The 20,516-nt window shown below is 63.0% G+C and carries 20 protein-coding genes; 6 read left to right on the forward strand and 14 right to left on the reverse strand.

The annotated features are described in order from the left end of the window. Window positions 1-25: 25 nt before the first annotated feature. The 5 genes from C167_RS0109905 to rplM all read right to left on the reverse strand — a co-directional run bounded on the left by C167_RS0109905 (window position 26) and on the right by rplM (window position 3,694). On the reverse strand, window positions 26-808 hold the full coding sequence (locus C167_RS0109905) for a cytochrome c1 (protein ID WP_017518117.1): 783 nt from the start codon (window positions 806-808) through the stop codon (window positions 26-28). Continuing rightward, window positions 808-2,019, reverse strand: a complete 1,212-nt coding sequence (locus C167_RS0109910) for a cytochrome b (RefSeq protein ID WP_017518118.1) — start codon at window positions 2,017-2,019, stop codon at window positions 808-810. The genes C167_RS0109905 and C167_RS0109910 overlap by 1 nt, the downstream gene beginning before the upstream one ends. Beyond that, window positions 2,019-2,609, reverse strand: coding sequence for a ubiquinol-cytochrome c reductase iron-sulfur subunit (petA, locus tag C167_RS0109915; protein WP_024764049.1), 591 nt, complete (start codon window positions 2,607-2,609; stop codon window positions 2,019-2,021). Before petA ends, C167_RS0109910 begins: the two co-directional genes overlap by 1 nt. A 249-nt stretch (window positions 2,610-2,858) precedes the next feature. Beyond that, a complete protein-coding gene (gene rpsI, locus C167_RS0109920) occupies window positions 2,859-3,251 on the reverse strand; it encodes a 30S ribosomal protein S9 (RefSeq protein ID WP_017518120.1) in 393 nt (130 codons plus the stop codon). 14 nt (window positions 3,252-3,265) lie between these two features. Beyond that, complete coding sequence (gene rplM, locus C167_RS0109925) at window positions 3,266-3,694, reverse strand: 50S ribosomal protein L13 (protein ID WP_015475857.1); 429 nt, start codon at window positions 3,692-3,694, stop codon at window positions 3,266-3,268. A 245-nt stretch (window positions 3,695-3,939) separates the two neighbouring features. On the opposite strand from rplM, the gene C167_RS0109930 reads away from it, so the two are divergent. Continuing rightward, a complete protein-coding gene (locus C167_RS0109930; protein WP_017518121.1) occupies window positions 3,940-4,977 on the forward strand; it encodes an NADP(H)-dependent aldo-keto reductase in 1,038 nt (345 codons plus the stop codon). Window positions 4,978-5,030: 53 nt separating this feature from the next. On the opposite strand, the gene C167_RS0109935 is transcribed toward C167_RS0109930, so the two are convergent. Beyond that, the gene (locus C167_RS0109935; RefSeq protein WP_200860151.1) at window positions 5,031-6,176 is read right to left on the reverse strand and encodes an acyl-CoA dehydrogenase family protein; all 1,146 of its coding nucleotides are present in this window, start codon (window positions 6,174-6,176) and stop codon (window positions 5,031-5,033) included. A gap of 253 nt (window positions 6,177-6,429) precedes the next feature. Here C167_RS0109935 and C167_RS0109940 point away from each other — a divergent pair, with 253 nt between their 5' ends. Both C167_RS0109940 and C167_RS0109945 read left to right on the forward strand, forming a co-directional pair. Then, window positions 6,430-7,329 (forward strand): GlxA family transcriptional regulator, encoded by a 900-nt coding sequence (locus C167_RS0109940; RefSeq protein WP_162140472.1) that lies wholly within the window; start codon window positions 6,430-6,432, stop codon window positions 7,327-7,329. Between the two features lie 91 nt (window positions 7,330-7,420). Next, window positions 7,421-8,386: a hypothetical protein gene (locus tag C167_RS0109945; protein ID WP_017518124.1), complete on the forward strand. Its 966-nt coding sequence runs from the start codon at window positions 7,421-7,423 to the stop codon at window positions 8,384-8,386. 155 nt (window positions 8,387-8,541) lie between these two features. Here C167_RS0109945 and zapE read toward each other — a convergent pair whose 3' ends face one another. From zapE to C167_RS0109960, 3 genes are all read right to left on the reverse strand, one after another. Further along, entirely contained in the window at window positions 8,542-9,636 is a 1,095-nt protein-coding gene (gene zapE / locus C167_RS0109950) for a cell division protein ZapE (protein WP_017518125.1), read from the reverse strand. Window positions 9,637-9,730: 94 nt separating this feature from the next. Further along, entirely contained in the window at window positions 9,731-11,071 is a 1,341-nt protein-coding gene (locus C167_RS0109955; RefSeq protein ID WP_017518126.1) for a tryptophan--tRNA ligase, read from the reverse strand. A 60-nt stretch (window positions 11,072-11,131) separates the two neighbouring features. Next, the gene (locus C167_RS0109960) at window positions 11,132-11,758 is read right to left on the reverse strand and encodes an alpha/beta hydrolase (protein WP_017518127.1); all 627 of its coding nucleotides are present in this window, start codon (window positions 11,756-11,758) and stop codon (window positions 11,132-11,134) included. Between the two features lie 139 nt (window positions 11,759-11,897). Between C167_RS0109960 and C167_RS0109965 the strand changes: the two genes are divergently transcribed. Continuing rightward, a complete protein-coding gene (locus tag C167_RS0109965) occupies window positions 11,898-12,338 on the forward strand; it encodes a YhcB family protein (protein WP_017518128.1) in 441 nt (146 codons plus the stop codon). A gap of 87 nt (window positions 12,339-12,425) precedes the next feature. Here the strand turns inward: C167_RS0109965 and C167_RS0109970 are convergent, their stop codons facing one another. From C167_RS0109970 to cysD, 3 genes are all read right to left on the reverse strand, one after another. After that, window positions 12,426-12,902, reverse strand: coding sequence for an REP-associated tyrosine transposase (locus tag C167_RS0109970; RefSeq protein ID WP_037006093.1), 477 nt, complete (start codon window positions 12,900-12,902; stop codon window positions 12,426-12,428). A gap of 152 nt (window positions 12,903-13,054) precedes the next feature. Continuing rightward, the gene (gene cysN / locus C167_RS0109975; RefSeq protein ID WP_017518130.1) at window positions 13,055-14,956 is read right to left on the reverse strand and encodes a sulfate adenylyltransferase subunit CysN; all 1,902 of its coding nucleotides are present in this window, start codon (window positions 14,954-14,956) and stop codon (window positions 13,055-13,057) included. Window positions 14,957-14,968: 12 nt separating this feature from the next. Continuing rightward, window positions 14,969-15,886, reverse strand: a complete 918-nt coding sequence (gene cysD / locus C167_RS0109980) for a sulfate adenylyltransferase subunit CysD (RefSeq protein ID WP_017518131.1) — start codon at window positions 15,884-15,886, stop codon at window positions 14,969-14,971. A 334-nt stretch (window positions 15,887-16,220) separates the two neighbouring features. On the opposite strand from cysD, the gene mltB reads away from it, so the two are divergent. Continuing rightward, the gene (gene mltB, locus C167_RS0109985) at window positions 16,221-17,318 is read left to right on the forward strand and encodes a lytic murein transglycosylase B (RefSeq protein WP_017518132.1); all 1,098 of its coding nucleotides are present in this window, start codon (window positions 16,221-16,223) and stop codon (window positions 17,316-17,318) included. Window positions 17,319-17,373: 55 nt separating this feature from the next. Here the strand turns inward: mltB and C167_RS0109990 are convergent, their stop codons facing one another. Beyond that, window positions 17,374-18,132 carry a Nif3-like dinuclear metal center hexameric protein gene (locus C167_RS0109990; protein WP_017518133.1) on the reverse strand — a complete coding sequence of 253 codons (759 nt, stop codon included), beginning with the start codon at window positions 18,130-18,132 and terminating at the stop codon, window positions 17,374-17,376. Between the two features lie 113 nt (window positions 18,133-18,245). Here C167_RS0109990 and algW point away from each other — a divergent pair, with 113 nt between their 5' ends. Next, complete coding sequence (gene algW / locus C167_RS0109995; RefSeq protein WP_017518134.1) at window positions 18,246-19,394, forward strand: Do family serine endopeptidase AlgW; 1,149 nt, start codon at window positions 18,246-18,248, stop codon at window positions 19,392-19,394. A gap of 63 nt (window positions 19,395-19,457) precedes the next feature. On the opposite strand, the gene hisC is transcribed toward algW, so the two are convergent. Then, window positions 19,458-20,513, reverse strand: coding sequence for a histidinol-phosphate transaminase (gene hisC / locus C167_RS0110000; RefSeq protein ID WP_017518135.1), 1,056 nt, complete (start codon window positions 20,511-20,513; stop codon window positions 19,458-19,460). Window positions 20,514-20,516 lie beyond the last annotated feature (3 nt).

Here is a 20,516-nt window from a genome sequence, read left to right on the forward strand (position 1 = left end):
CGCTTGTTACTACGACTGGTGGTGCTTAGTGCACGTCCTTCCAGTATTCACGCTTGAGCAGGTAGGCGAATACGAAGAAGAAGGCCAGGAACAGCAGGACGTAGGTGCCGATACGGTGAGAGTCCAGCTTGTTCGGGTCAGCCGAATAAGCCAGGAAGGTCACCAGGTTCTTCACCTTCTCGTCGAACTGGGCTTCGGTCAGCTGGCCGGACTTCGGCACGATGGTCAGCTGGTCGCAGGCTTCGTGGGTCAGCGGGGTACCGGTCAGAGGATCGTACTGCTTCTTGCCATCCTCGACGACCTGAACCTGCTTGCAACCGATGACCTGGCGGCCTTGCAGGCTGACCAGAACGTTCGGCATGCCGACGTTGGGGAAGACCTTGTTGTTCACGCCCCACGGACGCTTGGGATCTTCGTAGAACGAACGCAGGTAGGTGTACAGCCAGTCGGTGCCACGTACACGGGCCACCAGGGTCAGATCCGGCGGTGCAGCACCGAACCATACCTTGGCGTCAGCCGGCTTCATGCCGATATCCATGTGGTCGCCGATCTTCGCACCGGTGAACACCAGGTGACTCATCATCAGCTCTTCCGGGATACCCAGATCGCGGCCGACACGCTCATAACGCTGGAACTTGGCGCTGTGGCAGCCCATGCAATAGTTGGCAAAGGTACGCGCGCCATCTTGCATGGCGGCCTTGTCGGTCAGGTCGATATCGACGCGATCCAGTTCCGGCCCTGCCTCGGAAGCGGCAAACCCAAATAGCGGAACGAAAGCCAGAATCAATGCTGCGAATTGCTTTTTCATCAGCCAGTCACCCTTTCCGGAACCGGTTTGGTTTTCTCCATCCGGGTGTAGAACGGCATCAGGATGAAGAAGGCGAAATACAGAATGGTGCACAGGCGCGACAGCGTGGTACCCAGCGGCGACGGGGCTTGCGAGCCGTAGTAGCCCAGAACCACGAAGGAAACCGCGAAGATCACCAGCCAGATCTTGCTCAGCCAGCCCTTGTAGCGAATCGAACGAACCGGACTGCGATCCAGCCACGGCAGTACGAACAGCACGGCGATGGAAGCCCCCATAGCAACGACACCCATCAACTTGTCCGGAACGGCGCGCAGGATGGCGTAGAACGGCGTGAAGTACCAGACCGGGGCAATGTGCGGCGGGGTCTTGAATTGGTTCGCCATCTCGAAGTTGGGCTTCTCGAGGAAGAATCCGCCCATTTCCGGGAAGAAGAAGATCACGGTGCAGAAGACGAACAGGAAGACCACGACACCGACAATATCCTTCACGGTGTAGTACGGGTGGAACGGAATGCCATCCAGCGGGATACCGTTCTCGTCCTTCTTCTTCTTGATGTCCACGCCGTCGGGGTTGTTCGAGCCGACTTCGTGCAGCGCCAGGATGTGCAACACGACCAGGCCGAGCAGGACGATCGGCAGGGCGATCACGTGCAGGGCGAAGAAGCGGTTCAGGGTGATGCCGGAGATCAGGAAGTCACCACGGATCCACTGGGCCAGGTCTTCGCCGACGACCGGAATGGCACCGAACAGCGAGATGATCACCTGGGCGCCCCAGTAGGACATCTGGCCCCAGGGCAGCAGGTAGCCCATGAAGGCCTCGGCCATCAGGGCGAGGTAGATCAGCATGCCGAAGATCCACACCAGCTCGCGCGGCTTCTGGTACGAACCGTACAGCAGGCCACGGAACATGTGCAGGTAGACGACCACGAAGAACGCCGATGCACCGGTGGAGTGCATGTAGCGGATAATCCAGCCGTAATCTACATCTCGCATGATGTACTCGACGGACGCGAAAGCTTCTTCGGCCGACGGGGTGAAGCTCATGGTCAGCCAGATGCCGGTGAGGATCTGGTTAACCAGGACGAGCAGCGCGAGGGAGCCGAAGAAGTACCAGAAGTTGAAGTTCTTCGGGGCGTAGTACTTGCTCAGATGGTCTTCCCACATCTTGGTCGCGGGGAAGCGGGCATCGACCCAAGCCATGAACTTGTTCATCAGGCTTTCTCCTGGTCCACACCGATGGTCAACTCATCACCATCCAGCGTATAGGGCGGAATCGGCAGGTTCAGGGGCGCGGGCTGCCCCTTGTAAACGCGGCCGGCGAGGTCGTAATGGGAGCCGTGACACGGGCAGAAGTAGCCACCCTTCCAGTCCGGACCGAGGTCCGCGGGAGCGACTTCCGGGCGGAAGGTCGGCGAGCAGCCCAGGTGGGTACAGATACCCACGATCACGGCCAGCTCGGGCTTGATCGAGCGCACCTTGGGATCGACGTAGGCTGGTTGTTCCGATGCCTTCGACTCGGGGTCGGCCAGTTGCCCTTCGAGAGTCGGCAGCGCGTCCAGCATCTCCTTGGTGCGATGCACCAGGAACACCGGCTTGCCCCGCCACTCAGCCACAACCTGCTGGCCCGGCTCGATCTTCCCTACGTTGACCTTCACCGGCGCGCCAGCGGCCTTCGCCTTGGCACTGGGGAACCATGACCCCACGAACGGGACCGCAGCTCCGACCGCTCCTGCCGCACCAACCACCGAAGTGGCCGCGACAAGGAAGCGACGCCGGCCTGCATTCACGCCGTCATTACTCATTCAGTCGTCTCCCATCAGCTTCAAGCCTGTTCAAATCAGGCTTTTAAGTAAAAATTCGAGCCGCGCAAAAAATTCGCCAAATGGTAAAGAAAAGCCCTTGTGATGACAAGGTAATAGCCTGTTACGGAACCCCCGGAACCCTTGCACTGCGCGGCCTGCGCGGATGCGACACCTTGCCGCACGGATTTATTGAAGACATAAAAAAACGCCCAGTCCAAAGGATCTGGGCGTTTTTTTCGAAGCGTCGTATTAACGCTTGGAGTACTGCGGACGCTTACGCGCTTTACGCAGACCGACTTTCTTACGTTCAACTTCACGAGCGTCGCGAGTAACGTAGCCGGCTTTACGCAGCGGGCTGCGCAGAGTCTCATCGTACTCGATCAGAGCGCGGGTGATACCATGACGGATCGCACCAGCCTGACCGCTTACGCCACCGCCGACGACGGTTACGTAGATATCGAACTTCTCGGTGTTCTCGGTCAGCTCGAGCGGCTGACGGACAACCATGCGAGCGGTCTCACGACCGAAGAACTGCTCGATGGAGCGGTTGTTGATGGAGATCTTGCCAGTGCCCGGACGCAGGAAGACGCGAGCGGTAGCGGTCTTACGACGGCCAGTGCCGTAATTTTGAGTCGCCGACATAATGAGCTATCCCGTTAAATCTTCAGTTCTTGAGGCTGCTGAGCGGTGTGCGGGTGGTTGGCACCCTTGTACACTTTCAGCTTGCGGTACATGTCGCGGCCCAGCGGGTTCTTCGGCAGCATGCCTTTGACGGCAGTCTCGATAACACGCTCAGGAGCCTTGGCGATCAGCTTCTCGAAGTTGATCGACTTGATACCGCCCGGGAAGCCCGAGTGATGGTAGTACATCTTGTCGGTAGCTTTGGCGCCAGTGACACGAACCTGTTCGGCGTTGATGACGACGATGTAGTCGCCAGTGTCAACGTGCGGGGTGTATTCCGGCTTGTGCTTGCCGCGCAGGCGGGTAGCAATTTCGGTAGCCAGACGACCCAGGGTCAGGCCAGCAGCGTCGACGACGAACCAGTCGCGCTTAACAGTTTCTGGTTTCGCGGTATAAGTTTTCATTCGTTATAGCCTCAGGGGCCGCCTGAAAATAAGACGGCGAATCTTACTGGACAGTGGTTGCCTTGACAAGTCAAGGACAGCCGAAGACAGACACGAATTGGGGCTCGGGTCAGTGTGCGTCCGTAACGACTAGATGTATCGATCGGCAGGCTTGGCATCCCCCACCGATGAAAGGCTGCGGAATTATGCAGATTCCGGCAGAATTTTCAACTGTATGACGCACTTGTTTTCATGAGGAGACCTGCATGGAGTACCGCCCGCTCGGCCGCACCGAATTGAAAGTCAGCGCCCTCTGCCTGGGGACCATGACCTGGGGCGAGCAGAACACCCAGGACGAAGCTTTTGCCCAGATCGAGCGGGCCAAGGCCGCCGGTCTGAATTTCATCGATACCGCCGAGATGTACCCGGTGCCGCCGCGTGCGGAAACCTACACCCGCACCGAGCAGATCATCGGCAACTGGTTCGCCCGGCGCGGTGATCGCGCCGACTGGGTGCTCGCCAGCAAGATTGCCGGCCCCGGCAACTCCATCAGCCACATCCGTGACGGCCAGCCGAAGCTCGATCGCAGGAACATCGTCGCGGCGCTGGACGCCAGTCTCAAGCGCCTGCAGACTGACTGGATCGACCTCTACCAGCTGCACTGGCCCGAGCGCAGCACCAACTTCTTCGGCCAATTGGGCTACCAGCACAAGGAAGAAAGCTTCACCGCGCTGGAAGACACCCTGGAGGCGCTCGACGAGCAGGTCCGCGCCGGCAAGATCCGCCATGTCGGCCTGTCCAACGAAACGCCCTGGGGCACCATGCGCTTCCTGCAGATCGCCCAGGAGCGCGGCTGGCCGCGCGCCGTGTCGATCCAGAATCCTTACAACCTGCTCAACCGCAGCTTCGAGGTGGGCCTCGCGGAAATCGCCATCCGCGAGCAGATCGGCCTGCTGGCCTATTCGCCGCTGGCCTTCGGCATGCTCTCGGGCAAGTACTTTGGCGGCGCGCGGCCGGCCAATGCGCGGATCACCCTGTTCAGCCGCTTCACGCGCTACACCAATCCGCAGACCGCCAGTGCCTGCGACCGCTACGTGAGCCTGGCCCGCGAGCACGGCCTGGACCCGGCGCAGATGGCCCTGGCCTTCGTCACCAGCCGGCCGTTCGTGACCAGCAACATCATCGGCGCGACCAACCTCGAGCAACTGGAAGCTAACCTCGGCAGCGTCGAGCTGAAGCTCTCCGACGAGGTGCTGGCCGGCATCGAGGCGATCCACAAGGACCAGCCGAACCCGGCTCCCTGATCGCCCCGCACACGAAAAAGCCCGGCAATGCCGGGCTTTTTCATCCGCTCAGGCTACAGCGAGCGCGCGATGATCTCCTTCATGATCTCGTTGGTGCCAGCATAGATGCGCTGCACGCGCGCATCGGCCCAGGCACGGGCGACGGGATACTCCCACATGAAGCCGTAGCCGCCGTGCAACTGCACGCACTCGTCGAGCACCTTGCACTGCAGGTCGGTGGTCCAATACTTCGCCATCGCCGCCGTGGGCACGTCCAGCTTGCCTTGCAGATGCTGCTCCAGGCAGCGATCGACAAAGACGCGGCCAACCTGGATTTCGGTGGCCATTTCCGCGAGTTTGAAGCGTGTGTTCTGGAAGTCCGCGACGGACTTTCCGAAGGCCTTGCGGTCACGGGTGTAGTCCAGCGTCCATTTCAGCGCCGCCTCGGCCGAGGCCAGTGCGCCGAGGGCGACGGTCAGCCGTTCCTGGGGCAGTTCCTGCATCAGGTAGATGAAGCCCTGCCCGTCCTTGCCCAGCAGGTTTTCCTTGGGGATGCGCACGTCCTGGAAGAACAGCTCGGAGGTGTCCTGCGCCTTCATGCCAACCTTCTCCAGGCGCTTGCCCTTGCTGAAGCCGGGCGTGCCGGCCTCCACCAGGAACAGGCTGGTGCCCTTGGCGCCGGCCTTGGGATCGGTCTTGGCGACCACGATCACCAGATCGGCCAGCCAGCCGTTGGTGATGAAGGTCTTCGAACCGTTGATCACGTACTCGTCGCCATCCAGCACGGCGGTGGTCTTCACGCCCTGCAGGTCGGAACCGGCGCCCGGCTCGGTCATGGCGATGGCCGACACCATCTCGCCGGAAACCAGCTTGGGCAGGTAGCGCTGCTTCAGCTCTTCGCTGCCGTAGTGAAGGATGTAGGGCGCGACGATATCCGAGTGCAACGAGAAACCGATGCCGGTCAGGCCCAGGCGACCGATCTCCTCGATCACCACGGCGCTGTAGAGGAAGTCCGCCGCCATGCCGCCGTAGGCCTCGGGCAGGTGCGAGCAGAGCATCCCGGCCTCGCCGGCCTTGTTCCACAGCTGGCGGTCGACGTGACCGTCCTTTTCCCACTGAGCGTGGAAGGGAACCGCCTCCTGTTCGAGAAACTTGCGGACGCTGTCGCGGAACAGTTCGTGATCGGAACTGAACAGGGTTCTTGGAATCATGCGGTGCACCTGCGGATCGGTTTTAGGAATTATTGGAAGGCCGACTGTAGGCCAAGCACGAGCCGCTCTGCACTGGACACTTTCGCCAAAAAATAAGACGATCCAGCCGCATAATGACCGCTTTAGCGTCATGCAAAGACATCCATAAGAAGTACAAGAACCGATGCCCAACCCAGCTTCCCGTGTGCTGCGCCGCGTCAGCATCCTCGCCACCCACGGCGTGTTCGGCTCCACCCTGATGCAGGCCAAGGATTTCTTCCACATGGCCGCCCTGCGCCACGGCCGCCAACAGGGCCTCGGTCTGCAACCCAGCTTCGAAACCCGCATCGTCAGCCCCGACGGCCAGCCGGTGATGAGTTTCAGCGGCGACCTCCTGCCGGTACACGGCGCCCTGGACGAACCGGAACTGGTCATCCTCCCGGCCTTCTGGGGCGACTTCGACGAACTGCTGACCCTCTACCCGCAGGTGATGCCCTGGCTGCGCGAGCGCCATGCGGCCGGCTGCGTACTGTGTGGCGAGGTCTCCGGGGTGTTCTGGCTGGCCGAGACGGGATTACTCGACGGCAAGGAGGCGACCACCTACTGGCGCTTCTTCCGCGAATTCGCCGAGCGCTACCCGAAGGTGCTGCTCAATCAGGAAAAACACATCGCGGATGGCGACAACATCTACACCGCCGGCGGCCTAACCTCGGCCTGCGACCTGTACATCTACCTGATCGAGCACTTCTGCGGGGCCACGGTAGCCCAGGGCGTGGCCCGCGACATTCTCTACGAGGTGCAGCGCAGCTACGTGCCCGGTCGACTCGGATTCGGCGGACAGAAACTGCACCATGACCCAGCCATCCTGCAGATCCAGCACTGGCTCGAAGAACACTTTTGCGACAAGTTTCGCTTCGAGGATGTTGCTCGCGAGCACGGCATGAGCATCCGCAACTTCATGCGGCGCTTCCAGGCAGCCACCGGCGACAAGCCACTGCACTACCTGCAGCGCCTGCGCATCGAGACCGCGCGCAACCTGCTGTCTACCAGCCGCAAGAGCATCAAGACCATCAGCTATGAAGTCGGCTACGACGATGCCAGCTTCTTCGCCCGCCTGTTCAGACAGCACACAGGGCTGTCGCCAAATCATTACCGACGCCAGTACGAACAGAAGGAAGCCTGAAACAGGCCATCCCTAGGATGGGTTCACGGACTCGGGTGCCGCCCTATGATCAGGGCAGCAACTGACAACAAGAACCCAACGGGATATCGCCATGCGCCGCTTTTTGCTTACCCTGCTGGCCGTCTTCAGCCTGAATGCTGTGGCGGACGACAGCTGGAAACCCTTCCCCTACGACCAGAACGCCTTCGACTACAGCGGCGACAAGCTGCGTGAGGCCTGGCCTCGCCTGACGCGCGGTTTCGGCGCCAACTACCCGTTCCCCGATGCGGACTGGGTGGTGACCATGGCCACGAAACATCCCGAAGCCTTGGAGAAGACCGTGATCGCCGGCACGGGCTTCAGCGGCAAGCCGGAAGAGGCGCAGGTCTATGCCGAGAAGCTGCAGGATGTGTGGCGCAAGGTGTTCCGCGGCGACTTCGCCCAGGCCAAGAAGGACGGCCTGGCGCTGGGCATCGGCGGCCAGGTGCCGGGGATGTTCGCGCAAGTTCTGTACGCCATGTTCCTCGCGCCGAACCAGGACGAGAAGCAGCGCTTGCTGGAAGAAGTCATCAGCTACACCGACGAGGCCGGCCCACTGCTCAATGCCGACCCCATCGCCCAGTTCGGTCGCGCCTATGCCAAGGCCCGCCTGGCCGAGGACCTGCCGGTACCCGTGGTACTCAAGCGCGGCTATACCAGCGAAATCCCCAAGGAGCTGGACGCCCTGCTGGCCAAGCAGCCGAACCAGCCCTTTGCCCTGGCGCTCTACGGCGGCTATGAGGCCGGCGTGATCCGCAAGGTCGGCAAACTGGTGGGTAAGATGACCTATGGGGTCAGCGCGGACAAAATGGAGCAATACTTCTCTCGCTCCTTCCGTGCCGCCGACGACCTGCCGATCGGCCACTATGAGTACGCCAATGCACTGGGCTATGTGTATGGCGGGGACGAGGAACAGAAGGCGCTGGAGCAGCTGAAAAAGGCCACGGCGATCAAGCCGATCAACGCCATGGAAGCGCTGGAGGTTGCCCACGCCCAGCAACTGCTGAAGAAAGCGCAGCAGGAGATGGCGCAGCGCTGAGCGTCAAAGCTCTTTGTAGGAGCGAGCTCGCTCGCGAACCGCCCGGCTCCTTAGCCGCCGGTGAAATGTTCGCGAGCAAGCTCGCTCCTGCAGCACAGAAGAGAGCCCAAACGAAAAAGGCTGCCCTCGGGCAGCCTTTTTCATTCACCGAACCGTCAGGGACGGTGCGGGCGGCTCAGGTATTCGTGGGACTGCATTTCCAGCAGGCGGCTCAGGGTGCGCTGGAACTCGAACTCCAGGCGGCCACCGGTGTACAGGTCCTTGAGCTCGACCTCCGCGGAGAGGATCAGCTTGACGTTGCGGTCGTAGAACTCGTCCACCAGGTTGATGAAGCGGCGGGCCATGTCATCCTTGGCCACGCCCATCTGCTCGACGTTGGAAATCAGGATCGCGTGGAAGATCTTCGCCAGCTCGATGTAATCGTTCTGGCTGCGCGGGCCGTCGCACAGCTCGCGGAACTCGAACCAGGCCACGTCATCGCAGGTGATGCGCGCGCGGATCTCGCGGTTCTCGATCATCAGGGCGTCATCGCGGGTGGCCGCCACGCACTCCGGGGTAAGCGCCTTGAAGTCGCGGGTCATGGCCTGCTCGGCCTGCTCGGACAGCGGCCAATGGTACAGCTCGGCCTGCTCCAGGGCGCGCAGGCGGTAATCCACGCCGCTGTCGACGTTGACCACTTCGGTGTACTGCTTGACCAGGGCGATGGCCGGCAGGAAGCGGGCGCGCTGCAGGCCATCCTTGTACAGGCCGTCCGGCACAATGTTGGAAGTCGCCACCAGGCTGACGCCGTTCTTGAACAGCTCTTCCAGCAGGGTCGCGAGGATCATCGCGTCGGTGATATCCGAGACGAAGAATTCGTCGAAGCAGATTACCCGGGCTTCGTCGGCAAAACGCTTGCCGATGATGGTCAACGGGTTCTTCTCGCCCTTGAGGGTCTTCATTTCCTCGTGGACGCGCTTCATGAAGCGATGGAAGTGCGTGCGCATCTTCTGCTTGAAGGGCAGCGCTTCGAAGAAGGTATCCACCAGGTAGGTCTTGCCGCGGCCGACGCCGCCCCAGAAGTACAGGCCCTTCACTGGCTCCTGGGACTTCTTGCCCAGCAGCTTGCCGAACAGGCCGGTCTTGCCTTTATCGGCGGCGACCAGGTCGTCGTAGAGGCGTTGCAGGTGCTTCACGGCGTTCGCTTGCGCGGCGTCGTGGAAGAAATCGGGGCGTTTGAGGTCTTCCTGGTAGCGCTGAAGAGGCGTCATGATCGGTAGCAAGGCAACGAAAACGGGGGCGCACACTTTAGCGGCGCCCCCGTTTCTTGGCAATTGGCCGGTAGTCGGACCGGCCTGCTGCGCCTCACTCCTGCGGAGCGAGGGCCTCGCGCAGACGCTGCATGGCGGCGTCGCGTTCCGCGTCGGTGGAGAACTCCGGGCTGTAGGCCACGGCCTCGCCATCCAGGCGCACGCTGAAGGCGTTCAGCTCGGCGTGCAGGTCCAGCGCCTCGGATTGCAGGCGCTTGGTCGCCTGGCCGGCGGCCTTGCCGTCAGCGAAGGCGATGGACAGCAGCAGTTGCTCGCCAGCGGCATCGAGCAGACGGAAGCGGAAACCGTCGTCCTCGCGGAAGCTGACGAAGCGCGCAGCCTTGGCGGCTTTCTTCTTGCCCTCGGTCGCCACCTGCACCTGCTCGCGGAACGAGCGCAGGCCCACGGCCTCGCGCAGCTCGCCGAGGAACGGGGTGGCGATGCGGCGGGCCTTGGCGGCGCCGGCCAGGAGGATGTCCTCCAGGTCGGCCGGGCGGGTGATCAGCGCGTGGTAGCGCTCGCGAGCCTCGCCCAGCTCGTTGTCGAGCAGTTCGAACAGGCGCTGCTTGGCTTCGCCCCAGGCCAGGCCGCCGAGCAGTTCGGCGCGGAATGCGGCCTCCTGCTCGCGGGTGGAGAAGGCCTGGTAAAGGGTGAACAGGTGCGAGTTGTCCGGGTCCTTCGGCTCACCCGGCGCGCGGGAGTCGGTGACGATGCGCGCGACGGCGTCCTTGAGCTGCTTGGCGCTGCCGAACAGCGGGATGGTGTTGTCGTAGCTCTTGGACATCTTGCGACCGTCCAGGCCCGGCAGGGTCGCCACGTCTTCCTCGATCACCACTTCGGGCAGGGTGAACAGCTCCTTGCCGTTGCCGAACAGGTGGTTGAAGCGCTGGCCGATGTCGCGGGCCATCTCCACGTGCTGGATCTGGTCACGGCCGACCGGCACCTTGTGCGCGTTGAACATCAGGATGTCCGCGGCCATCAGCACCGGGTAGCTGTACAGGCCCATGGTGACGCCGGCGTCCGGGTCTTCGCCGGCCTCGACGTTCTTGTCCACCGAGGCCTTGTAGGCGTGGGCGCGGTTGAGCAGGCCCTTGGCGCTGACGCAGGTGAGCAGCCAGGTCAGTTCGGGGATTTCGGGAATATCGGACTGGCGATAGAAGGTCGCCTTGTCCGCATCCAGGCCGCAGGCCAGCCAGGTGGCGGCGATTTCCAGGCGCGAACGCTGGATGCGCGCCGGGTCATCGCACTTGATCAGCGCGTGGTAGTCGGCCAGGAAGTAGAAGGAATCTGCCTGCGGATCGCGGCTGGCAACGATGGCCGGGCGGATGGCGCCGGCGTAGTTGCCCAGGTGCGGAGTACCGGTGGTGGTGATGCCGGTCAGGATACGGGTCGTCATGGGAATCCAGGAATCAACACAAATGAAAGGGCGGGCCGGATGGTAACGCGGCTCGTCGGGCTAGGCGAGCCGGGCCTGTATCAGGTCCTTGAGCTCGATCAGCTTGCCGTGGAAGAAATGGCTGCACTCGGGGATGCGGATCAGTTCGTGGGGCTTGCTCAGCTCGGCGCTCCAGGCATAGACGCGCTCGGGCGTGACCACTTCGTCGGCCTCCGGCTGGATCACCGTGAGCGGGCAGCGCTCGGGCAGGTCGACGTCGAAGCGCTCGACCGGCGGGGCCAGCATGAACAGTTGCGCGAGCTCGACGCCCTGCTCCTCCAAGCGCTCGGCGGCATTGCCCGCCACGCAGGAGCCGAAGGAAAAGCCCATCAGCGTCAACGGCAGCCCCGGATGTTGCTCGGCGAGCCAGCGCGCGGCGGCCAGCGCGTCATCGATCTCGCCGCGGCCCTCGGCATAACTGCCGGCGCTCTGACCCACGCCACGAAAATTGAAACGCAGGGTGGCGTATCCTGCATCCCGCGAGGCGCGCTGCAGGGTGGCGACCACCTTGTTCTGCATGGTGCCGGCGAACAACGGGTGCGGGTGGCAGATCAGCGCGGCGCCCCGGGCGTCGGGCGTATCAAGGTGCAGGGCTTCCAGTTGGCCATCGGGGCCGTCGAGGAACAGAGGGATTTCGCGGGTGGTCAAACAACAGCTCCGTGACCCCGTGGCGGGTCGTCTCGTCTAGCTCAATACCTGCGCAGGCGGCGAAGCGTTCGCCACGGTATACAAGCACAGGTGCAAGCCGCTAACGTAAAGCAAAGCCGTCTATAGAGGAAGGATTCGCGTGGAACAGTCCCTCACCACCTGGTTGCTGCCGCTACTCGCCCTGATCGTCGGGGTCGGCATCGGCTTCCTGATCGCCCGCCTGCTGCCCAACGCCGCACCCAACAAGCTGCAGCGTCAGGTGGACGACATGCAGGATCGTTTCGATAGCTACCAGCGCGAAGTGGTGACCCACTTCAGCACTTCCGCCAGCCTGATGAAGAAGCTCACCCAGAGCTATCAGGATGTGCAGGAACACCTGTCCGAAGGCGCCGAGCGCCTGGCCCTGGACGAACAGACCCGGCAGCGCCTGCTGGCCGCCCTGCACACCGATGAATACCCCGAGCGCCGCGAGCGCCTGACCCCGCCGGCGAACAACGAAGCGCCGCGCGACTACGCGCCCAAGACCGGCGACGGCCCGGGCACGCTGGACGAGACCTACGGGCTGAAAAGCAAGTACTGAGTCCTGTCCCCAGAAGCCCCGCAACAGCGGGGTTTTTTCATGGCGCGCCGAAGCGCTTTCGTAGGAGCGGACCTCGTCCGCGAATTCTCACAGCCACGCCGCCCCCCAGAAGGAATACTCCCTCACTGTTCTAGCCAATCCCGCACGCAACGGATTGGCAACGATATACCGGGCAACCGCGACTATATCTTCCTCTCGGCGCAGCGTCCGATCATGAAACGCTTGAGCCCAGACCTCATCTTCCCAGCCGCTCAGGCGACGCACCTCTCGTGCACTGACCGCCTTCATCCGTCCAATCGATTTGGCCAGGTCCTCACCCCCTCCAAGCTCAAGCAGCCAATGGACATGATCCGGCATAAGCACCCAGGCGAGCAGCCTGTTCCGCCCGATCACAGAGCTCCGAGTAAAAGCCGACGAAGCAACGCAGCCCGTCTTGAAGTCTGCGAACAAGGGTGCGCGCCGTGCCGTAGTTGCGGTGATCAAATAGACGTAACCAGGAATCGACGAACGCCCTTTGCGCAATGCGCAGTGGCCAGGAACATAGGGAAAAGCAGGGTGGGACATAACCGGACATCCTGTAGTGGGATGTCCGGATTTCGCGGACAAGGTCCGCTCCTACGGAAGCAGGCAGCTCTGTAATAAACCTAAGGAGCGGCGAGAATCGGAAATGAAAAAGCCCCGCCTAAGCGGGGCTTTTTCATTTCAACGCTGTGCGATCAAATCGCGCCGCGCTGGCGGAGCAGGTCGAGGACAGCCTTGACGCCCTCTTCCACCGACTGGCTCTGGGTGTCGATCACCAGGTCGGCATCCAGCGGTACGTCGAACGGGAAGGACTCGCCCGGGATGTTGTCCTGGCCGGCGGCGTACAGGCCCTGTGGGTCGCGTTCACGGCAGACCTGCGGGGAAGCCTGGACGTAGACGGTGATCAGGCGCTCGGCGCCGATCAGCGACTTGGCGCGTTCACGACCTTCTGCGCTCGGGGCGACGAAGGCGCACAGGCTGATCAGGCCGGCTTCGTTGAACTGACGGGCCACGTGGGCAGTACGCAGCCAGTTCTCGGTGCGCCCGGCGCGGTCCTGCGGCAGGCCCTTGTTCAGGTCATGGCGCAGGTTCTGGCCATCCAGTACATAGACCGCGCGGCCCATGTCGAACAGCTTGCGCTCGACGGCGTAGGCCAGGGTGCTCTTGCCGGCGCCGGAGAGGCCGCTGAACAGCACGGTGGCCGGCTGCTGGCCGAAGCGCGCAGCGCGCTCCTCACGAGCGACATGAGCATTGGCGCCGTGGTGCGTGGCAGTGCCGTGACCGGCCTGCGGGGCGGCGATGATCATGCCGGCGCCAACGGTACCGTTGGTCAGGCGGTCGATGACGATGAAGGCACCGGTGGTGCGGTTCTGGCCGTAGCCGTCGAGCGCGATGGGCGCATCCAGGCTGACCTTCACCCGGGCGATCTCGTTGAGTTTGAGTTCGCTGGCGGCGGTCTCTTCCAGGGTATTCACGTCCACCTTGTGGGTGATGCTCGGAATCGAGCCCGGCACGTAGCTGGTGGCGCGCTTGATGTCGTATTTCTTGCCCGGCAGCATCGGCTCTTCGGCCATCCATACCAGCATGGCGTCGAAGCTATCGGTCACCTGCGGACGGTTGTCGGCGTGCACCAGCATGTCGCCGCGGGAGACATCGATTTCGTCCTCCAGGGTCAGGGTGATCGCCTGGCCGGGACCTGCCTGCTCCAGCTCACCTTCGAAGGTGACGATGGATTTGACCTTGCTGCCCTTGCCCGAAGGCAGGGCGACGACTTCATCGCCCTTGCGCACGATGCCGCTGGCCAGGGTGCCGGCGAAGCCACGGAAGTTCAGGTTCGGACGGTTGACGTACTGCACAGGGAAGCGCATGTCGTCGAGGTTGCGGTCGCCCGCGACTTCCACGGTCTCGAGGATCTCCATCAGCGACTGGCCGGTGTACCAGGGCGAGCGGTCGGACTTGTTGACCACGTTGTCGCCCTTCAGCGCCGACATCGGCACGAAGTGCAGGGAATTGGTCTTCAGGTTGATCTTGTCGGCGAACTGCAGGTAGTCGGCCTTGATCTGCTCGAAGACGCCCTCGTCGAAGCCCTTGAGGTCCATCTTGTTGATAGCCACGACGATGTGCTTGATGCCCAGCAGGGAGGCGATGAAGCTGTGCCGACGGGTCTGGGTCTGCACGCCGTAGCGGGCGTCGATCAGGATGATGGCCAGGTCGCAGGTGGACGCGCCGGTCGCCATGTTGCGGGTGTACTGCTCATGGCCGGGGGTGTCGGCGATGATGAACTTGCGCTTGGCGGTGCTGAAGTAGCGGTACGCCACGTCGATGGTGATGCCCTGCTCGCGCTCGGCCTGCAGGCCATCGACCAACAGCGCCAGGTCGACGTCATCGCCGGTGGTGCCGACTTTCTTCGAGTCGCGGGTGATGGCCTCGAGGTGGTCCTCGTAGATCATCTTGGAGTCGTGCAGCAGGCGCCCGATCAGGGTGCTCTTGCCGTCGTCGACGTTGCCGCAGGTGAGGAAGCGCAGCAGTTCCTTGCGCTCGTGCTGGGCCAGGTAGGCGAGGATGTCCTCGCTGATCAGATCGGATTGATGCGACATGGTGCGAGAACCTTAGAAGTAGCCCTGACGTTTCTTTTCTTCCATCGAACCGGCGGCATCGTGGTCGATGACCCGGCCCTGGCGTTCGGAAGTCCGCGTCAGCAGCATTTCCTGGATGATTTCCGGCAGCGTGGTAGCGGTGGATTCCACCGCGCCGGTGAGCGGGTAGCAGCCCAGGGTACGGAAACGCACCATTTTCTTCTGGATGCTGGCCTTCTGCTCGGGCGTGAGGTGCTCGAGGATGCGCTCGTCGTCGATCATGATCAGCGAGCCGTTCATCTCGATGACTTCGCGTTCTTCGGCGAAGTACAGCGGCACGATCGGGATCTGCTCCAGGTAGATGTATTGCCAGATGTCCAGCTCGGTCCAGTTCGACAGCGGGAAGACACGGATCGACTCGCCCTTCTTCACCTTGCCGTTGTAGACGTTCCAAAGTTCCGGACGCTGGTTCTTCGGATCCCAGCGGTGCTTGCTGTCGCGGAAGGAGTAGACGCGCTCCTTGGCGCGGGACTTCTCTTCGTCGCGGCGGGCGCCACCGAAGGCGGCGTCGAAGCCGTGCTTGTCGAGGGCCTGCTTCAGGCCTTCGGTCTTCATGATGTCGGTGTGCTTGGCGCTACCGTGAGTGAAGGGGTTGATGTCCTGTGCCACGCCATCGGGGTTGATGTGGGTGATCAGGTCCAGGCCCAGCTCCTCGACCATCTTGGTGCGGAACTTGTACATCTCCTGGAATTTCCAGCGGGTGTCGACATGCATCACCGGGAACGGCAGCTTGCCGGGGAAGAAAGCCTTGCGCGCGAGGTGGAGCATCACCGCGCTGTCCTTGCCGATCGAGTACAGCATCACCGGGTTGTCGAACTCGGCGGCGACCTCGCGGATGATGTGGATGCTCTCGGCCTCCAGCTGTTTCAGATGCGTCAGTTTGTCGACCATGGCTACTCACGGAATTGCTTATGGACGGCCGGCGGGCCGTAGACGAGGGCGCACTTTATCACAGCGCAAGGCTCTAACCGGCGAGCGGGTTATACCGAAAAAATATACTTATATAGCCATACGCGCTCAGTCCGGACAGCGCTCCGGCCGGCGTCTGAAGGGAGGCAATCGGGGGATCGAACGAGACGCGGCAAAGGCCCAAAGGCAATGTCGGAATCAGCCTCGGGACTTTTCCTGCAACAGAGTCAGCAGCGCCTATGATGCTCTCCCGGCTTGTGCCCGGCCGGCACTGCGCTAGCATAGCGGCACGTTTTCCTGTCCCCAGAAGATTCCCATGCGCCGCATCGCTTTCGCCCTGCCTCTGCTTGTCCTGATCTCCGCGTGCAGCAGCAAACCGACTCCCGCCCCACAGCCGGCTCAGAAGCCGAAGACTCCGACCCTGATCACCCCAAGCGCCCACCCGGCGTTCGGTTCGGTGCAGCCGATCACCCCGCTGCGCGGCGATTTCGCTGGCAACGCCAGCGCCCAGCGTTTCATCGATCGCATGGTCAGCCAGCACAACTTCAACCGCCAGGACCTGCAGGACCTGTTCGCCCAGACCCGCCAACTGGATTGGGTGATCCGCCTGATGGACCGCCAGGCACCGACCTACAACCCGCCCAGCGGCCCGAACGGTGCCTGGCTGCGCTACCGGAAGAAGTTCCTCACGCCAGACAACGTGACGAAGGGCGTGCAGTTCTGGGACCAGTACGAGGCCGATCTGCAGCGCGCGTCGCGCACCTATGGTGTGCCGCCGGAAATCATCGTCGGCATCATCGGCGTGGAAACGCGCTGGGGACGCGTGATGGGCAAGACGCGGATCATCGACGCGCTGGCCACGCTCTCCTTCTCCTATCCGCGCCGCGCCGAGTTCTTCAGCGGCGAACTGGAGCAGTTCCTCCTTCAGGCGCGCAAGGAAGGCGACAATCCACTCGAGATGCGCGGCTCGTATGCCGGCGCCATGGGTTACGGGCAGTTCATGCCTTCCTCCTTCACTCAATACGCGGTGGATTTCGATGGCGACGGCCACCGCGACCTATGGAACCCGCGCGATGCCATCGGCAGCGTGGCCAACTACTTCAAGCAGCACGGCTGGGTCACCGGCGATGCGGTGGCAATCCCGGCCATTGGCCAGGCCCGTTCGCTGGAAGATGGCTTCAAGACCCAGTATCCGATCAGCGTGCTGGCCAACGCCGGCCTGCGTCCGCAGGGCTCGCTGGGAAACCATCAGAGCGCCAGCCTGCTGCGCCTGGACATGGGCAACACCTACCAGTACTGGTACGGTCTACCGAATTTCTACGTGATCACCCGCTACAACCACAGCACGCACTACGCCATGGCGGTGTGGGAGCTGGGCAAGGCGGTCGACCGCCAGCGCCACGGCTACCGCTGAGGCGCGTACAAAAAAGCCGGCTCATTGAGCCGGCTTTTTTCATGGCGCCGAAGAGTCAGGCCGGGTTCGGGCAATCGATGAACAGGTGCTCGATGGCGAAGCGCTTGGCCAGGTAATCCCCCAGCGCCTGCACGCCGTAGCGCTCGGTGGCGTGGTGGCCGGCAGCAATGAAGCTGATACCGTTCTCCCGCGCGCTGTGCACGGTCTGCTCGGAGACTTCGCCGGTCAGGTAAGCATCGACGCCAGCGGCAATCGCCTGGTCGATATAGCCCTGAGCCCCACCGGTGCACCAGGCGATGCGGCGGATCGGCTGGCCGCCATCCACCAGCAGCGGCTCTCGCCCCAGCACCTGGCGCACGTGCAGCGCCAGATCGCTCGGCAACAGGGGGTCGGCCAGCGAGCCAACCAGCACGATAGAGCGCGGGTTGCCCGGCTCCAGCGGTCCTTCGATCTCGAAGCCAAGCTGGCGACCCAACTGCACGTTATTGCCCACCTCCGCGTGCAGGTCCAGCGGCAGGTGATAGGCCAGCAGGCTGATATCGTTGTTCAGCAGGGTCTTCAGCCGGCGCTGCTTCATGCCCACCACGCGGGCGTCCTCGCCCTTCCAGAAATAGCCATGGTGGACCAGCACCACGTCGGCGTCCGCTTCCACCGCGGCATCCAGCAGCGCCTGGCTGGCAGTGACGCCGGAGACGATACGGCGCACCTGCGGGCGACCCTCGACCTGCAGGCCGTTGGGGCAGTAATCCTGGATCTTCGCCGCGTCGAGGAAACGATCCGCTTCCTCGACCAGCGTGCTCAATGAGATTGCCATCGAAATTCCTCCAAACACGGCCGCGAGCGTCTATTTTCTTGGCTCGCCGCCCGTATAATGGCCGCCACCCTATCGGCCATCCCCCGGCCAAGCAACCCCAAGGATTTTCTTCGATGCTGAAGGCCCTGCGATTCCTCGGCTGGCCCGTGCTGGTTGGCGTCCTGTTGGCGCTATTGATCATCCAGCATAACCCGCAATGGGTCGGCCTTCCGCAGCAGGAAGTGCACCTGCAACAGGCTCCGCTGCTCAGCCGCATCCAGCAGGGCCCGGTCAGCTACGCCGACGCCGTGACCCGCTCATCGCCCGCCGTGGCCAACCTGTACACCACCAAGATGGTCAGCAAGCCGAACAACTCGATGCTCGACGATCCGCTGTTCCGGCGCTTCTTCGGCGATAACCTGCCGCAGCAGAAGCGCATGGAGTCGAGCCTGGGTTCGGCGGTGATCATGAGCCCCGAAGGCTACCTGCTGACCAACAACCACGTGACCTCCGGTGCCGACCAGATTGTCGTGGCCTTGCGCGACGGCCGCGAGACCATCGCCCGCCTGGTGGGCAGCGACCCCGAGACCGACCTTGCGGTGCTGAAGATCGACCTCAAGGACCTGCCCTCGATCATGCTCGGCCGCTCCGACGGCATCCGCACCGGCGACGTCTGCCTGGCCATCGGCAACCCCTTCGGCGTCGGCCAGACCGTCACCATGGGCATCATCAGCGCCACCGGCCGCAACCAGCTGGGCCTGAACACCTACGAAGATTTCATCCAGACCGACGCCGCGATCAACCCGGGCAACTCCGGCGGCGCGCTGGTGGACGCCAACGGCAACCTGATCGGCATCAACACCGCGATCTTCTCCAAGTCCGGCGGCTCCCAGGGTATCGGCTTCGCCATCCCGACCAAGCTGGCCCTGGAAGTCATGCAGTCGATCATCGAGCACGGCCAGGTGATCCGTGGCTGGCTCGGCGTCGAAGTACAGCCGCTGACCCCGGAACTGGCCGAATCCTTCGACCTCAAGGACAAGGCCGGCATCGTCGTCGCCGGTGTCTACCGCGACGGCCCCGCCGCCAAGGGCGGTCTGCTGCCGGGCGATATCATCCTGAACATCGATGGCGAGGCCGCCAGCGATGGCCGCCGCTCGATGAACCAGGTCGCGCGTACCAAGCCGGGCGAGAAGATCACCATCGAAGTGCTGCGCAACGGCAAGCCGGTGACGCTCAACGCCGAAGTCGGCCTGCGCCCGCCGCCCGCCCCCAACGGCAACTGATCCCAGTCGCGAAAGAATGAAAACGGCGCCCTCGGGCGCCGTTTCTCTTGCAGCGGTACAGTCTTACAGCTTCAACCGCAGGGCATCCACCAGCGCCTGGTTCTGCTCCTGGGTGCCGATACTGATGCGCAGGAATTGGTTGATCCGCTGCTGCTTGAAATGACGCACGATCACGCCTTCCTCGCGCAGGGCCGCAGCCAGTTCGGCGCCATCGCGCTGCGGATGGCGGGCGAAGATGAAGTTCGCCGCCGAGGGCAGTACGTCGAAACCCAGACTCTTGAGCTCAGCCACGAGCTCTTCCCGGCTGTGGATAACCGAGTTGCAGGTCTGCTCGAAGTAGGCCTGGTCCTCGAAGGATGCCACCGCGCCGGCCAAGGCCAGGCGGTCCAGCGGGTAGGAGTTGAAGCTGTTCTTCACCCGTTCCAGCGCTTCGATCAGGTCCTCATGCCCCACCGCGAAACCAACCCGCAGCCCTGCCAGGGAGCGCGACTTGGACAGGGTCTGCGCCACCAGCAGGTTCGGATAGCGGTTGACCAGGGAAATCGCCGTCTCGCCTCCGAAGTCGACATACGCCTCGTCCACCAGCACCACACTGTCAGGGCTCGCCTGCAGCAGGCGCTCGATGGCCTCGAGCGGCAGCAGGCAACCGGTGGGCGCGTTGGGGTTGGGGAGGATGATGCCGCCGTTCGGACGCGCATAGTCCTCCACCCGAATCTGGAACTGCTCGTCCAGCGGCAGCGCTTCGAACTCGATGCCGTAGAGGCCGCAGTAGACCGGGTAGAAGCTGTAGGTCACATCGGGGAACAGCAGCGGCTTGCCGTGCTGGAACAGCGCGTGGAAGGCGTGGGCCAGGACTTCGTCCGAGCCGTTGCCGACGAACACCTGGGATGCCTTCACGCCGTGGTAGTGGGCGATGGTCTGCTTCAGGCGGTCGGCGTTCGGGTCCGGATACAGGCGCAGCGTGTCGTTGAGCTCGGCCTGGATCGCGGCAACCACCTTCGGCGACGGGCCGTAGGGGTTCTCGTTGGTGTTCAGCTTGACCAGCTTGGCCAGCTTCGGCTGTTCGCCCGGAACGTAGGGAACCAGTTCCTTGACGAAGGGACTCCAGAATTTGCTCATCGG

This window comes from Pseudomonas nitroreducens TX1 (assembly GCF_000313755.1).
In the GTDB taxonomy this organism is placed as follows: domain Bacteria; phylum Pseudomonadota; class Gammaproteobacteria; order Pseudomonadales; family Pseudomonadaceae; genus Pseudomonas; species Pseudomonas nitroreducens_A.